This window comes from Legionella micdadei, assembly GCF_000953635.1.
Classification (GTDB): Bacteria; Pseudomonadota; Gammaproteobacteria; order Legionellales; family Legionellaceae; genus Tatlockia; species Tatlockia micdadei.
This window is the reverse complement of record NZ_LN614830.1, coordinates 2881385-2896497: the sequence shown is the minus strand read 5'-3', so window position 1 is coordinate 2896497 and position 15113 is coordinate 2881385. Positions and strand designations below refer to the sequence as shown.

Sequence of the window (15113 nt, the reverse complement as noted above, 5' to 3'; positions counted from 1 at the left end):
ATTCCATATTTCCTTCGTTTTGTATACCTTATGATTAAATGGTTTAAAAGAAATCAAGGTGAAACTAAGCCTGAAGAACCTCTTGTTGAGGTTTCACCCGTACTTACTGAAGAGCAGCATTATGAGGATAAATTAGCTCATTCGCCTGCCCCTAGTGATGAATCGCCAAAGCAAGGATTCTTTGCACGTATCAAGCGCGGATTGACTAAAACCCGCCAACAATTTGGTGAGGGGATTGGCCGATTATTACTTGGAAAAAAAGAGATCGATGCCTCTCTCTTGGAAGAGCTTGAACTCGTGTTGCTTGGTGCTGACCTAGGTGTTGAAACATCACAGTCTATCTTAAAGCAACTGGGCGAGGGTTTAGCAAGAAAGCAATTGACTGACGGGAATGCCGTCTTCCAAGAGTTAAAAAGGCGCCTGGAAGCTATCTTGTTAACTAGCGAAAAACCATTACAGTTAGAGAATCCTGATAAATCACCGTTTGTTATTTTAACCGTGGGCGTTAATGGAGCGGGTAAAACAACCTCTATTGGCAAAATGGCCAAACAATTCCAGCAGCAAGGTAAGAAAGTAATGCTCGCTGCAGGAGATACTTTTCGTGCAGCAGCAGTTGAGCAGCTGCAAGTGTGGGGTGAGCGCAATCAGATACCTGTCATAGCACAACACACAGGAGCGGATAGTGCATCCGTGATTTACGATGCGCTGCAAGCGGCAAAAGCTAGAAATATTGATATTTTAATCGCGGATACCGCTGGGCGCTTACACACTCAGGGAAATTTGATGGAAGAATTGAAAAAAGTGAAGCGGGTGTTACAAAAATTAGATGCCAATGCCCCTCATGAAACCATGCTGATTTTAGACGCAAGTATTGGGCAAAATGCACTTAACCAGGCACGTCAATTTCATCAATCCATTGGGGTAACAGGCATTACGATGACAAAGCTTGATGGAACTGCGAAAGGTGGGATTTTATTTGCTATCGCGAATGAATTAGGGATACCATTTCGTTACTTAGGTGTTGGTGAAGGAATTGACGATTTGCGTCCCTTTGATGCCCAGCAATTTGTCAGAGCAATTTTTAATGATGATTAAATTTGACCAAGTCAGTAAGCGCTATCCAGGGGGCTTCGAAGCACTAAGCCAGATTGATTTTTGCTTGCAAAAAGGGGAAATGGTTTTTTTAACTGGCCATTCGGGTGCTGGAAAAACAACCTTCCTTAAATTAATTGCTATGCTTGAACTTCCCTCATCCGGTCAACTTACAGTAAATAATGTCCGTTTAAACCAATTAAAAAAACGCGACATCGCTGCTTACAGAAGCAGTCTGGGAATTACCTTCCAATCACCTAACTTGTTAAGTGATAGGACAGTATTTGATAATGTTGCTTTACCCTTGCAAATTCAAGGACGCCAGTGATGATCACCAAGCGGGTTCATGCAGCCCTTGATATGGTCGGTTTGCTAGCAAAAGAAAAGATGCTGCCTATTCATCTATCCGCAGGGGAACAACAACGAATAGGTATTGCCCGAGCGGTAGTGCATAAACCTTCCTTACTACTGGCTGATGAGCCTACAGGTAATTTGGATCCCAGCCTCTCAACAGAAATTATGAAACTATTCGAGCAATTTAATCAGGTCGGTGTGAGTATTCTTATTGCGACTCATGATCTTGCTTTAATCGCACGAATGAAACACCGTATTGTGATGTTAAAGGGGGGGCGTGTATGTTAAAAAGTATGCGTGCATTACTTTCTTATCATTTGCAAGCAGCAAGCAGTAGCCTTAACCTACTCTGCCGCCAACCCCTTGCCACAACCCTTACGGTTGTAGTGATTGCTATCGCTTTGACCTTACCCACGCTATTTTGGGTTTTTACAGATAATCTTGCTCAATTAACTGGCAGCTGGCAACGTGGTGGCCATATTTCGCTTTATCTTAAATCGCCTATTTCGGCAGAAGAAGAGACCGCATTATTAGAACGTGTCCAAGCCACAGAAGGGGTTGGCCATGCCAGCTTAAAATCTGCCGCAGATGGACTTGCTGAACTGCAGCAGCAAGAGGGGATGCATGATATCATGCGCTATTTGCCGGAAAATCCATTACCGGCTGTCATCGAAGTTGTGCCATCCCTGGCAATTAATTCACCGGCACAGATGGAACAATTGTTTCTTCGATTGAAAGTTTTTCCTCAGGTAGAACAAGCTAAGCTTGATATGCAATGGATTAATCGATTGCATGCGATCTTGAGTTTCATCAGTAAAACAGCACATGCTCTCATTGCCCTGCTTGCTTCTGCGGTAGTGCTCATTGTGGGAAATACGCTGCGTTTAGCCATTCATAATCGTCATGAAGAGATCCAAGTATTAAAATTAATTGGCGCAACCGATCCCTACATTGCCCGTCCTTTTTTATATTCGGGAATATGGTATAGCTTAGCAGGTGCAATACTTGCAGTGCTTTTTGTTAATATTTTTATGCTTAGTCTTGCTGTCGCAGTAAAACAATTGGCATCCGCCTATCAAATGCATTACCCTATAACGAGTTTATCAGTAAAACAGGCTTACTTACTGGTTCTTATATCCACCTTATTAGGTTGGTTAGGGGCTAGGTTATCAGTAAAAAGGCAACTTGCTTCTATTGAACCCTACAATTGATCTATAATAAATTGATCAGTTATTAGTGTGCTATGATTTTACTTATTCGGAGGTAATAGCATGAATCAGCAGTTACAACTGGCATCATTGAATTTACCCATTGGTAGTTTAGATGCTTATATTCATCGGGTTAATCAGATTCCGATGCTTTCTGCTGAAGAAGAACATGAATTCGCGGAGCGTTTTCAGAATCAAGGTGATTTGGAAGCCGCTCGTCGCTTAGTTCTGGCTCATTTACGCTATGTTGTCCGCGTAGCGCGAGGTTACTTAGGTTATGGGTTACCTCTTAATGATTTAATCCAGGAAGGCAATATTGGTTTAATGAAGGCAGTAAAACGCTTTGATCCGAAAATGGGCGTTCGTTTAGTCTCTTTTGCCGTTCATTGGATAAAAGCTGAAATCCATGAATTTGTTCTACGGAATTGGCGAATTGTCAAAATCGCTACCACTAAATCACAACGCAAATTATTTTTTAATCTTCGCCAAATGAAGAACCGCTTGGGTTGGTTTAACACTGAGGAAGTCAACGCAGTCGCCCGGGATCTAGGTGTAAGTCCTGAAGATGTATTAATCATGGAGCAACGACTAAATGCCATGGATACTTCTTTTGACTCTCCTGTTTCGGATGATGAGGACGAAAATTTCAAAGCCCCTGCCCATTATTTACATGATGCAAATAATGATCCCGCCCATTTAATCGAGCAGGAGACAAGCGATGAGTATGGGCGTGAACAGTTATTCTCGGCGCTGGAGCGTCTCGATGAGCGCAGCCAGGATATTTTGCAGCAGCGTTGGTTATCCGATGAAAAAGCAACTCTACATGATTTAGCGGATAAATATGGGGTTTCTGCTGAACGGGTACGCCAATTAGAAAAAAATGCCATGAAGAAACTTCGGCAGTATATGGAAGAAGTTGCGTAAACTATCAAATGAAGAAAGAGCTTGGTTTTAACGTTGTTAAAATTTGGCCTCATAAAAATTTTTGTCAAGTTTTTTGAGTAAGTTAAGCAACTCTCTAGCTTGACAACAAAAATGTCAATAGCTCGCTCTGTACACCAAAACCATACAGATTTAGCCGATCGGCTAAATCTGTACGGTTGCATAATGAAAAATTACTCTTGGACGATTTCCAAAATAGGGGCTCCAAGCGTCAGGCTAATGTAGTCATAAAATTACCAATATATTCGATGCTTAAACCAGAAGTGGGCAGGTCTGGAGTGTATGACAACATAGTTTCGCGGTGGGATCCAGCGATGAAATTGAGGGTGCCTCCAGGGGCTTGGATGATAATGGTTAACGCTTACTCCCTGGCCGACTGGATAAGTGTGATGATACGCAAAGGACGAGCTTGAGAATAGAGCAGATAGACCTAAAGTGCTACACAGAAGCCATTTTTTAGTTTTCATTGTTACATCTCCCAGATTGCAATTTACACAAGCTAGTCTAGGTAATGAATGTAATAGGAATATAACAAGAGGAAAAAAGATTGTAACAAGATTGTTACGAATTTTTGGCTCAACAGACCCTAGTTCAACAAGCGCATTAATCTTAGCTTTGTTGCTTCATCAGCAAAAGATGATTTAATTGCCATTGTGGTAAAGTCAATCATTTTGCTGTCCGAATAGTGATAAGCTTGCTGTACCCTTTTATATTCTTGGGCTAAATTAGTGCGGAAAAAGGGCGGGTCATCTGAACCCAAGCTCACTGGGATGCCTGCGGCCATGAGTTGAGTTAAAGGGTGCTCCAACATATCTTTAAACAGCCCCAAAGCAATGTTACTGGATGGACAAATCTCGAGTGCAATGCCCCGTTCTTTTAATTGTGCGAGCGTTTCTACGGAGTGCATCGCTTGAACACCATGCCCGATGCGCTTGATAGGTAGATACTCCATGGCTTCGAGCATACCACTTGCTGAAGCGAATTCACCTGCGTGTACTGTACAGAAAAGGCCGCCTTCTGCAGCAATACTAAACGCTTTATGAAACAATTTGGGTGGATAATTGATCTCATCCCCCCCTAGACCGAAACCGACAATATAAGGCATTGTTTCTCTGATGGCTTGTTCAGCCGCTTTAGTCACTGCTTCTACACCGAAATGGCGAACAGCGATAATAATAATCCTACCTATAATATTAAATTTTGCTTCGGCATCCTCAATCGCTTGTTGTATTGCTTGTAAATGTTCAGTGGAAGGAATCCCGCTCGCACGTTCGGCATGATCGGGGGAGTACATCATCTCTACATAAATGGTGCCTTCCAACGCATTCTCTTTGAGATAATCAAAAGTAATGTCGTAATAATCGCGAGGTTGCTTTATCACAGATGCAACTTCGTCGAATGCTTTAAGAAAGCCCATAAAATCGGGATAGGAATAACTCTGGCCATCAGGAGCAATTAAAGCTTCTGGAAATGAAATTTGGTTCCGCTTGGCCAGCTTTTTAGCTAAGTCAGGTTTGATTGTTCCTTCCAAATGGACGTGTAGCTCAGCTTTCTTAATTGTCATGGCGTCTTTCCTAGGGCTATAATCCAAATATAAGTAGAGATGGCATCTTAGTTTAAAAACCGATAAAATGTTCATCTTGCTATTTAGTATATGCTATCCAGGATAAGTCATGAGTAATAATGATATTGATAAGGCTTATGTGAGCCCTTACGATAAATATCTCTTTGAGTTTGATGCTCAACATGAAAAATCAGCATCCCAGCAACAAGAAATTAAAAAGCATCAGCGTATTGCGTATCTTCGTGATCATGCTAAACAAAAAGATGCTAAAGGCGAGATTTGGGACGCTTTTTAATCGGGCACCGAAATTGCCTTTACCAGCTGTAGATGCTGATCTACATGTCCAAGAAAGCAAGTAAGCATACACAGGAACAATTATTATACAGGACGTATACTAATGGATTTTTTAAGGGATTGGTTTCAATTTGGACCTCTGCCGGCAAATCGGCTAGATGGGTATTATGACCCAAGCTTAGTTGTCCTCTCCTACATTGTTGCAGTTCTCGCTTCTTATGTAGCGCTGACTCTCGTGTCTCGGTTGCGAGAAGAGAAAACTAACCAAGCAGCAACTTATTGGCTTATTGGTGGTGCATTTACCATGGGTGCTGGCATATGGTCTATGCATTTTATTGGTATGTTGGCTTTTGTACTCCCTATGCCGATGGAATATGAATTAGGGTGGACTGCCGCATCGTTATTGATGGCCATGGTTGCCTCTGGTTTCGCCTTATTTATTCTACAAAAAAAAGAGTGCTCCATATTCCATTTAGGTTTGGGAGGCTTATTCATTGGCCTAGCTATTTCAACGATGCATTACATGGGTATGGAAGGCATGAAATCCCATGTGAATATCCATTATTTGCCTGGAATGTTTTTTCTCTCTATTTTTATTGGGATTGCTGCAGCCGAAGTAGCTCTGTGGTTGGCTTTGGAAAGCAGTCGTGGCAGAGCCCAGAGGCAAACTTATTTTAAAATGGGCAGCGCTCTTATCATGGGATTAGCGATATGCGGAATGCATTACACCGGAATGTCTGCTTCTGTTTTTACAAACTACCCGAATCATTTGATGTTGGCCGAAGATCAAGTCATTAAGCCAAATTACTTAGCATTTTTTATTGCTGGAATTACAGCGCTCATCATTAGTTTGGCTCTAACCGTATCGAGTTACTATAAAAAAATGATTAATGCTGTCCAAAACGAAAAAGAATTTCTTAACGCGATGTTGGATAACCTCGAAGATGGCATTATTGCTTGCAATGAAAAAGGGGAAATTACGGTTTTAAATAACGCAATGCAAAAAAATTTTAGTATCAACAAAATGTCGCTAACCGTTACAGAAATGCATAAATATTATCAATTGTTCACCGAAAAAAATGAGCCTATCCCCAAAGAAAGTTTTCCCCTCAAACGAGTCTTCGATGGCGAAGTAATACAGCGGTTACCTTTAGTTGTAAAATTTAAAAACGAAGAAACGATAGATGTAATCATCGATGGTCAACCAATTATCAATAAAGAGGGTAAATCTCTCGGTGCAGTCGTTGTTGTACACGATGTGACGGAGTTGAAACGGGCTGAAAAGCTTAAAAGAGAATTTGTCTCCATAGTAAGTCATGAATTGCGGACACCACTTACTTCGATTCGTGGTTCTTTAGGGTTGCTCACGAGCGGATTTTTGGGTTCTTTCTCTGAGAAAGCAAAAAAATTATTAGAAATTGCGAATAACAATTGCGAACGCTTGTTGTTACTGATTAATGATATTTTGGACATTGAAAAAATCGAAGCAGGAAAAATGGAGTTTCAATTTAAGAGCATTAATCTCAAACAAATAATAGAGGAAGCAGTTGATGCGAATAAAATGTACGCAGAAAAATATTCTGTTTCTTTGCAGATAAAATACCCTAAAAAGAAATTGATGGTCAATGTTGACACAGGCAGGTTAATGCAAGTATTGGCTAATCTGTTGTCAAACGCCTGTAAATTTTCGCCGCCAAATTCAACGGTAATGATTGAAGTTAAAAGGCTGGATGAGAAAGTACGAGTATCAGTTATTGATAACGGGGTTGGAATTTCTGAAGAATTCCAGTCACGCGTCTTTCAAAAGTTTTCCCAGGCAGATTCTTCTGATACTCGGCGAAAAGGGGGCACCGGTTTAGGACTTAATATTAGCAAGAGCATCATTGAGGAAATGGGGGGGACGCTTAATTTTATTAGCAAACCTAATCAAGGCAGTACCTTTTATTTTGAATTGCCACTCATTGATCTGGCCCAAGAATTCGAAGTTCTCCTTCCACCTTTCAATAAATCAACAAAGCGCTTGTTAATTTGCGAGGATGATCAGGATCAAGCTGATTACCTGCAAGCACTTTTAGAGTCAGCGGGTTTTACTGTGGATATAGCACTCACAGCAGCAGGTGCCAAAGAAAAATTGGAAAACGGGTTTTATCAAGCACTATTATTGGATTTGATCCTCCCTGATCAAGATGGTATTTCCCTCATAAGGGAACTTCGTTCTGTGCAAAAAACACATGACTTACCTATTATTGTTTTATCCATTATTTCACAAACTGGAAAAACTTTACTTAACGGAGACGCAGTTTCGGTGATCGATTGGGTAGATAAGCCAGTGGACCTAAAGCGATTAATGCAAGCGATTAATCGTATCAAAGTACAGGATACCCAGCATTTACCCACTATTTTACATGTGGAAGATAATGCTGATACCCGGCACGTCGTAGGGTTGTTGTTGGAAAAGCATGCGCAAGTCGATACAGCAAATACCCTGCATGAGGCTAAAAAAGTGTTAGCTAAAAAAAGGTATGACTTGATTATACTTGATTTACTCTTGCCAGATGGTAACGGAGTAGAGTTATTGCCTCTGTTAGCAAGTTATAAAATTCCCGTTTTAGTTTTCTCAGACATGCAATTAAACAATGAATATGCTCAATACGTGAGCCAAGCTTTAGTCAAATCTGACTCAACTAATGAAAAATTGTTAAATACGATTATGAACTTAATTTAATTGTTGGTGACGATTGATTTTGCCAACGAGAATTGAGTTAAATTGCAACTGCTAGACTTATTGTTAATAGATCCTATTTTTCAAGGATGGAATTATGAATATTAGGGAATTGCAAAAAATTATTTATGCCGAAGATGAGGAGGATATTCGCACAGTTGCACAAATTGCTTTAGAAGATATAGGTTCATATACGGTTAGATACTGTTTGAATGGTTATGAGGTATTAGAGGCAATCAAAGATTTCCAGCCCGATCTTCTGCTACTTGATGTCATGATGCCGAGAATGGACGGACCATCGGCACTGCGACAAATTAAGCAAATGCCACATATGGCTGAAATTCCAGCGATCTTTATGACAGCCAAAATTCAACCTCAAGAAATTAAAGAGTACAGGGACCTTGGTGCAATTGATGTAATTAATAAGCCTTTTGATCCGATTACCCTTGCTGATGATATTAGACGGATGTGGGATAAATATCATGGATGACAAAGTACAGCAAAAATTAAATGATTTAATTATTCGTTATAAACGAAATTTACCTGCGAAGCTTAATCACATTCAGACACAATGGCAGGAAATCCTCGAGAAATGGAACTCTGAAAAAGTCACTACGCTTCATCGCGATATTCATAGCCTATGCGGTTCTACTGGGACTTATGGCTATATGGAATTGAGTAGGATTGCTCGGGAAGCAGAAATTTTTTTGAAAAATTTGCCTAAAGATAAAGAGGCTAGTGAAACGGAAAAAAATGTACTCTCCTCTTATCTTGTCCAGTTAAAATCAGCGTATTCTGAAACCCAAGATAGGTATCCAGAGATGGCTGAACTACCTATTTCTCGAATAAATAATAAGTTAATTTACCTTTTGGAGTGCGATACGGCATTAAGTAGGGAACTGTATGAGAATTTAACTAGCATGGGTTACCAGCCTGCTATTTTGGACTCAATTACAACTTTAGCCGAGAAAATAAAGGAGGAGCCGCCAACCGCTATTATCATTAATACCAACTACTTGGATGAGGAAGGCACAAACATTCTATGTAACCGGGATTACAGCGAGCAACCGATCCAGTTATTTTGTCTCGTGCCAAATGATGAGCTGCATCCTCGTTTGCTTGCAGTGCGTGCAAAATGCGATGCCTTCTTTCAGCTGCCTTTGGATCTGAGTTATTTTGCTCAAGTCTTTCAAAGTAAATGCAGTACAGGAATGGAGTCGTTTCGTATTTTAATCCTGGATGATTCGGAAACGCTTGCCGAATATTATTCGCTAATTTTAACTAGGGCAGGCATGATTACTGGAATTTTAACAAACCCCATGGAGTTGCTTGATGTATTAAAATCTTTTCAACCAGACTTGCTGCTTATGGATATCTATATGCCAGGTTGCAATGGGCTAGAATTGGCAGCGATATTACGTAAAGAAAAAAACTACACCAAATTGCCCATTATTTACCTTTCAACCGAGGTCGATCGTAACAAGATTTTATTTGCAATGAGTTTGGGAGGCGATGATTTTCTGTCTAAACCCGTTTCTCCTAGCCATTTGATTTCGGCGGTTCGCTCCCGGGCCAAACGAGCTAGTGCTCTAAATTACTACATGATAACCGATAGCTTGACTGGATTGCTTAACCATTCGAGTATTCTTGGGCAATTGGAAATAGAAATTGCCCGTGCTAAACAAAAAGATGGCCCGTTAACTTTAATCATGATTGATATTGATCACTTTAAAAAAATCAATGATGGCTATGGCCATCCTGTTGGTGATAAGGTGTTAAAGCAATTATCGAATCTATTTTTGCTATACTTCCGCAATCAAGATTTAGTAGGTCGTTATGGGGGGGAAGAGTTTCTTATTATACTCCCGGGTACGTATCCTAAAGATGGTAAATTGATTTGTAATGAATTGCGTATGCACTTTAACCATTATCTGTTTAGAGAGAAAATTTTGACTTTCAACGCCACATTTAGCGCTGGAATTACCTATCTTAAAAATAGGGAGGAGGCAGCATCTCTCATCCAAGAAGCCGATAAAGCACTTTATCAAGCGAAGAAGGAAGGTAGAAACCGCATTGTCCTGTTCAATAAATAGGTAACTTGTAATAGCGCTTGAGAGACATCGAGTTAGATCACAATACAGTATGCTCGCCCACCTCTGCATACGCTTACGTAAATGAGCGCGCAATAAGATAATGAAGCACTTTAAAAGCCAGGATTGTTAATAAAGAAGCTACTGGCAGAGTTAATATCCAAGACATGAAAATATTACGGATGACGCGTAGGTTTAATGCACCAATACCGCGGGCTAAACCCACACCTAAGACTGCTCCAACAAGAGTTTGAGTTGCTGAGACTGGAATCCCTGTACTTGTAGCGACTACTACTGTTGTGGCTGCAGCCAAGGTAGCAGCAAAAGCACGGCTCGGGGTTAAAGCAGTAATCGAGCTGCCAACTGTTTCAATAACCCTTCTGCCGTAGATTAAAAAGCCGGCAATTACGCCTACACAGCCCAATAAAATAATCCATGCTGGATAATTAGCCGCGCCAATTGGTTTGTTAGCATTAATGACTAGGCTATGGATAATCGAGAGTGGGCCTACTGCCAAGGCTACATCGTTTGAGCCATGGGCAAACACCATAGCACAAGCAGTTAACGCCATTAAAACGGCAAAATATTTTTCAACTTGAATGAAACGCTCCCGCCGCCTAATCCTCGGCATTTCGGGGATACGTCTGATAAAAGTCATGCCAATGATGGTTATTGAAATACTTGTTGCTAAGGTTACCGCCAAATCCTGCTTCAGGTTCAAGTGAATATGAAAATGATTCAGCCCTTTAAATACGGTAATAAAAGAGAGGATAGTACCGACTAAGAAGAGGTAGATGGGCACATATAGCTTGGCTTTCTCAAGAGGATCACTTTTTATAAATATGACTTGTTGAATGCTAACAAAAAGTGCGTAAGCTGTAATTCCAGCTATGAGAGGGGAGGTTATCCAGCCAATAGCAATGTGCGAAACTTGTTGCCAGTGAATGGTATTAGGGCCTAACACAACCGAGCCAAAACCGACCATCGAGCCGACCAAAGCATTGGTAATGGAAACCGGTACGCCCAAGTAACTTGCGAGATTCATCCATACAGTACAAGCTACTAGGACACCGAGCATACCTTCAATTAGGATCAAGGGCTGATCGGATAACTCACTGCTATTAATAATGCCATCCCGCATGGTTTCAGTGACACCGCCTCCACCAAGGAAAGCACCAGCAAACTCAAAAACGATAGCGATAATCATCGCTTGTTTAACAGTTATCGCTTTTGAACCCATTGTTGTGCTCATCACATTAGCGAGATCATTTGCACCAACCCCCCAAGTCATGAAGAAGCAGAAAGCAATAGCGATAAAAAGCAATATGAAAGAATAATCCATAGGAATTTACTACCTAGCAATGAGAATTTGTAGCCGACCACCCACGGTTTGGGCATGATCAGCCAAGTCACCAATCCATTGAACTAGCTTGTAGAGAAAAACGATTTCAATTGCAGGCAAATCCTTTTCCAGCTCAAAAATACGATGCCTAATGTCAGCTAGTTTCTCGTCACTGTCGTGTTCGATTTCATCAAGAGTCATGATCATCTCTTCAACAATTTTCACTTCATTGCCGCGAAAACCACTTTCAAGCAACTCGTCTAGCTCATTGATGGCTTTACATGCTTGTTTAGATGCATCTAAACAACGATGTAAAAAAGGGATAAATGCGGAAGCAAGGCTATCCGGAATAATCATTTGCCTACTCACAATAAGGCCGGCGATATCTTGTGCTTTATTGGCGATGCGATCTTGAGCGCTTAACAGCTCAAGCAAATCAGTACGAGAGACTGGAAGAAAAAGCCCTGTGGGTAGATGCAATCGAAGATCGCGCTTAATTAAATCAGCTTCTTTCTCGAGAGCAGATATCTTCTTCTTTATGGTTTCAGCAGTTAGCCAATCCTGTCTAAGCACGGCCTCAAAAAAGGGATAGAGCTGTTTGGCACACTGATGTGCTTTACGCATGTGTTGTTCAATGGGCCGAATAGGCGATGGCCCGAACATATTAAATATGCTACCCATTATAAATACACATCGATAAGAAGATTTGGCGATTATAACCAAACTTTAATCAGAACAAAACAATTTCTGCTACACTTGAAATGAGTTAATGAGCAGTAGTGCACGATGCAAACACGGCAGCCTAGTTTTTCGTGCAAAAATACGAGACAACCTCAATGTTCTTGGCAAAGCCGTCTGCGGCTTCTGATATTTTTTGTAAAAACCTATGTATTTGATTAGTGAAGGAGCATGCTTATTATGAAGAAATGGAGTTTCGCCTTAATGTTTATTGTGATTACTGCATTTGCCCAGCCGACAATGATTACCAAAGTCATCCAACTGAATTATCAAAATGCGGATCACATCATTCAACTCATCCAACCTCTATTAGGCGATGGCGAACAAATCAGTGGTTCAGGACAAACTTTAGTCGTAAAAGTAACTCCAGACACTATGACTCAATTGCGAGCAATACTGCATAAACTTGATCAACCCCCTGTCACTTTCCAAATTAGTATCTATCAGGGTGATCCAGATTGGCTAAGTCAAAATGGTGATAATGACATTACTATTACGACCCCTTCTCATTCTGACCAGCTACAGCATCAAACTGTGACGGTAATGAATGGTGAATCCGCTTTTGTAAGCACAGGCGAAGATCAACCTGTTTTAAGTTCAGCGGGTATTGGCTTTTGGGGAACAGGAGTATCTTATGACAGGCGATTAACGCAAAATGGTTTTTTGGTCGAACCTACCCTGCAAGGGCAGCAAGTGAAGCTAAGAATTCGTCGTATCCGCGAACAAGATAGCCCTGTAGTCAATCAACAGTTTGACAGCCAACAAGTCGTTACCACGGTTATGGTGCCCTTAAATAAATGGGTGCCTTTAGCGAGTCCACAAGGAAGTGAGCCTGTAGATTCTTCAACACAAATTATTCGGGCGGGGAATCAATTCACACAAAATTCAACATTATATATTAAAGTCAATGTGGTACAGCAACCGGCCTCAGATGACGATAATTCAAATTGAATGAGGTTATTACTATGGTAACTGGGAATGACAGGCTCGTTGGGCAAAGTGAATCAGAATCAGTAGTACCCACGTTTTCAGTTGAAAGGGAGCTTGCTAATCTGCTCACTGGCAAACCAAAGCTAGATGATTTGTTTAATTTTCTTGACCGTTTTTTTCAGGCTAATCTCGCTAAGGTGACAGCTGGAATAAGTCCTGCTCCTTTAGTAAGTGCTTATTGTTCCTGGCTCTCACAATTAGCACTGAGCCCGGGGCGGCTTTTAGAATTGGCTCTTTATCCTCTCATACACTCACAAGATTGCACTAACAAAATTTGTTGTGAGGAGCGCGCTAGTGATGGTAGGGATGTGCGTTTTCATACCGAGAGTTGGCAATATTTACCTTGGCGTTATTGGGCCGAGAGTTTCCTACAAGTGGAAGATTGGTGGAACAGGGCTACATCAAAGTTACCTGGATTACCTGAACCTGCTTCACGGACAGTTGCTTTCTGTACAAGACAAATTTTGGATGCCCTGTCACCCTCAAATTTTGTGTTCACTAATCCTGATTTATTCAATGAGACAATAAAATCACATGGATTTAATTTGATTCATGGAACTAAACTTGCTGTTGAAGATACACTCGTAAGGTTAACGGGTGTTCCCCCTTTGGGTGTAGAAAATTTTATCCCTGGTAAGCAAGTTGCTATTACTCCCGGTAAGGTAGTTTTTAAAAATCGACTCATTGAGTTGATTCAATATGAACCCCGGACAAAAACGGTTTATAAAGAGCCAGTCCTGATGTTGCCTGCCTGGATTATGAAATATTATATTCTTGATCTATCTCCTCACAATTCCATGGTCAAATGGCTTGTTGAGCATGGTCATACGGTGTTTATCGTCTCCTGGATTAATCCAACGTCCAAAGATCGCAATTTAAGCATGGATGACTATTATCGACTTGGAGCCATGGCAGCTATCGATAAAGTGTCTTCTCTTTTACCTAAACGGAAAATAAATTTAATGGGGTATTGCCTTGGAGGCACTTTAGCAATAATTACCGCAGCGGCGATGGCCAGGGAGAAAGATAATCGCTTAAACAGCCTATCGTTACTCGCCGCACAAGGTGATTTTACTGATGCAGGGGAGCTGAAGCTTTTTATAACCCAAGGGGAAATTGCTTTTCTTAAAAACATGATGTGGGAACAAGGCTATCTGGATACTAAGCAAATGGCAGGTTCATTCCAAATGCTTCGATCTTATGACCTTATCTGGTCTAAGATGATTCGAGATTACATGAGTGGACAACAGCGGGGAATGATCGACTTACTTGCTTGGAACGCAGATGCAACCCGTATGCCTAGTAAAATGCATAGCGAATACCTCGAAAAGCTTTTTTTGAATAATGATCTTGCGGAAGGCCGCTATAAGGTTGAAGGAAAGACAATTGCACCTGAAAATATCCGCATCCCTGCTTTTGTAGTTAGTACAGAAAAAGATCACGTTGCTCCTTGGAAATCAGTGTATAAATTGCATTTAATGTTAAATAGCGTCATGACTTTCGTTTTGACCGATGGGGGCCATAACGCAGGTATTGTAAGCGAGCCCGGGCGTAAAGGCCGACGCTATCATATTCATACACGAGTGCAGGAAGATCCCTATGTCGATCCGGATACTTGGCTTGAGATGGCTGAAGTAAAAAAGGGCTCATGGTGGTTCCCTTGGCATAAATGGCTGGTGAACCAATCTTCATCAAAACGTGTGGCTCCACCTAAACTCGAGCCTTCATTGCCTTCTGCGCCTGGGACTTATGTGTTGCAAAAGTGACAGGCAGGTAA

12 protein-coding genes and 1 pseudogene are annotated in these 15113 nt (G+C 41.1%); 10 read left to right on the top strand and 3 right to left on the bottom strand.

Features of this window, described 5'->3' with window-relative positions; translation table 11 throughout:
* Positions 1 to 30: 30 nt before the first annotated feature.
* The 4 genes and pseudogenes from ftsY to rpoH all read left to right on the top strand — a co-directional run bounded on the left by ftsY (position 31) and on the right by rpoH (position 3578).
* Entirely contained in the window at positions 31 to 1095 is a 1065-nt protein-coding gene (gene ftsY, locus LMI_RS12910; RefSeq protein WP_045100155.1) for a signal recognition particle-docking protein FtsY, read from the top strand.
* Positions 1088 to 1734: pseudogene (ftsE, locus tag LMI_RS12905) on the top strand (cell division ATP-binding protein FtsE). The gene ftsY and the pseudogene ftsE overlap by 8 nt, the downstream one beginning before the upstream one ends.
* Entirely contained in the window at positions 1728 to 2657 is a 930-nt protein-coding gene (gene ftsX, locus LMI_RS12900) for a permease-like cell division protein FtsX (protein WP_045100154.1), read from the top strand. Before ftsE ends, ftsX begins: the two are co-directional and overlap by 7 nt.
* Before the next feature lie 60 nt (positions 2658 to 2717).
* Positions 2718 to 3578, top strand: coding sequence for an RNA polymerase sigma factor RpoH (rpoH, locus tag LMI_RS12895; RefSeq protein WP_045100153.1), 861 nt, complete (start codon positions 2718 to 2720; stop codon positions 3576 to 3578).
* A gap of 604 nt (positions 3579 to 4182) precedes the next feature.
* On the opposite strand, the gene LMI_RS12885 is transcribed toward rpoH, so the two are convergent.
* Entirely contained in the window at positions 4183 to 5160 is a 978-nt protein-coding gene (locus tag LMI_RS12885) for an adenosine deaminase (RefSeq protein ID WP_045100151.1), read from the bottom strand.
* A 109-nt stretch (positions 5161 to 5269) separates the two neighbouring features.
* Here LMI_RS12885 and LMI_RS12880 point away from each other — a divergent pair, with 109 nt between their 5' ends.
* The 4 genes from LMI_RS12880 (at position 5270) to LMI_RS12865 (ending at position 10269) form a co-directional block, all read left to right on the top strand.
* Positions 5270 to 5455 carry a CBU_0585 family protein gene (locus LMI_RS12880; RefSeq protein WP_045100150.1) on the top strand — a complete coding sequence of 62 codons (186 nt, stop codon included), beginning with the start codon at positions 5270 to 5272 and terminating at the stop codon, positions 5453 to 5455.
* 102 nt (positions 5456 to 5557) lie between these two features.
* Positions 5558 to 8179: an MHYT domain-containing protein gene (locus LMI_RS12875; RefSeq protein ID WP_045100149.1), complete on the top strand. Its 2622-nt coding sequence runs from the start codon at positions 5558 to 5560 to the stop codon at positions 8177 to 8179.
* Between the two features lie 94 nt (positions 8180 to 8273).
* Positions 8274 to 8666 carry a response regulator gene (locus LMI_RS12870; RefSeq protein ID WP_045100148.1) on the top strand — a complete coding sequence of 131 codons (393 nt, stop codon included), beginning with the start codon at positions 8274 to 8276 and terminating at the stop codon, positions 8664 to 8666.
* On the top strand, positions 8659 to 10269 hold the full coding sequence (locus tag LMI_RS12865; RefSeq protein ID WP_045100147.1) for a diguanylate cyclase: 1611 nt from the start codon (positions 8659 to 8661) through the stop codon (positions 10267 to 10269). The genes LMI_RS12870 and LMI_RS12865 overlap by 8 nt, the downstream gene beginning before the upstream one ends.
* Positions 10270 to 10342: 73 nt before the next feature.
* On the opposite strand, the gene LMI_RS12860 is transcribed toward LMI_RS12865, so the two are convergent.
* Together LMI_RS12860 and LMI_RS12855 are read right to left on the bottom strand one after the other, a co-directional pair.
* The gene (locus tag LMI_RS12860) at positions 10343 to 11608 is read right to left on the bottom strand and encodes an inorganic phosphate transporter (protein ID WP_045100146.1); all 1266 of its coding nucleotides are present in this window, start codon (positions 11606 to 11608) and stop codon (positions 10343 to 10345) included.
* 9 nt (positions 11609 to 11617) lie between these two features.
* Complete coding sequence (locus LMI_RS12855; protein WP_045100145.1) at positions 11618 to 12289, bottom strand: TIGR00153 family protein; 672 nt, start codon at positions 12287 to 12289, stop codon at positions 11618 to 11620.
* 237 nt (positions 12290 to 12526) lie between these two features.
* Between LMI_RS12855 and LMI_RS12850 the strand changes: the two genes are divergently transcribed.
* Complete coding sequence (locus LMI_RS12850; RefSeq protein WP_102010563.1) at positions 12527 to 13297, top strand: secretin N-terminal domain-containing protein; 771 nt, start codon at positions 12527 to 12529, stop codon at positions 13295 to 13297.
* Between the two features lie 14 nt (positions 13298 to 13311).
* A complete protein-coding gene (locus tag LMI_RS12845; protein ID WP_045100144.1) occupies positions 13312 to 15102 on the top strand; it encodes a PHA/PHB synthase family protein in 1791 nt (596 codons plus the stop codon).
* The last annotated feature ends 11 nt before the right edge of the window (positions 15103 to 15113 follow it).

Bases quoted from the DNA above. Each gene is read 5' to 3' on its own strand.
- ftsY (WP_045100155.1), top strand. From the start codon at position 31: ATGATTAAATGGTTTAAAAGAAATCAAGGTGAAACTAAGCCTGAAGAA.
- ftsX (WP_045100154.1), top strand. From the start codon at position 1,728: ATGTTAAAAAGTATGCGTGCATTACTTTCTTATCATTTGCAAGCAGCA.
- rpoH (WP_045100153.1), top strand. From the start codon at position 2,718: ATGAATCAGCAGTTACAACTGGCATCATTGAATTTACCCATTGGTAGT.
- LMI_RS12885 (WP_045100151.1), bottom strand. From the start codon at position 5,160: ATGACAATTAAGAAAGCTGAGCTACACGTCCATTTGGAAGGAACAATC.
- LMI_RS12880 (WP_045100150.1), top strand. From the start codon at position 5,270: ATGAGTAATAATGATATTGATAAGGCTTATGTGAGCCCTTACGATAAA.
- LMI_RS12875 (WP_045100149.1), top strand. From the start codon at position 5,558: ATGGATTTTTTAAGGGATTGGTTTCAATTTGGACCTCTGCCGGCAAAT.
- LMI_RS12870 (WP_045100148.1), top strand. From the start codon at position 8,274: ATGAATATTAGGGAATTGCAAAAAATTATTTATGCCGAAGATGAGGAG.
- LMI_RS12865 (WP_045100147.1), top strand. From the start codon at position 8,659: ATGGATGACAAAGTACAGCAAAAATTAAATGATTTAATTATTCGTTAT.
- LMI_RS12860 (WP_045100146.1), bottom strand. From the start codon at position 11,608: ATGGATTATTCTTTCATATTGCTTTTTATCGCTATTGCTTTCTGCTTC.
- LMI_RS12855 (WP_045100145.1), bottom strand. From the start codon at position 12,289: ATGGGTAGCATATTTAATATGTTCGGGCCATCGCCTATTCGGCCCATT.
- LMI_RS12850 (WP_102010563.1), top strand. From the start codon at position 12,527: ATGAAGAAATGGAGTTTCGCCTTAATGTTTATTGTGATTACTGCATTT.
- LMI_RS12845 (WP_045100144.1), top strand. From the start codon at position 13,312: ATGGTAACTGGGAATGACAGGCTCGTTGGGCAAAGTGAATCAGAATCA.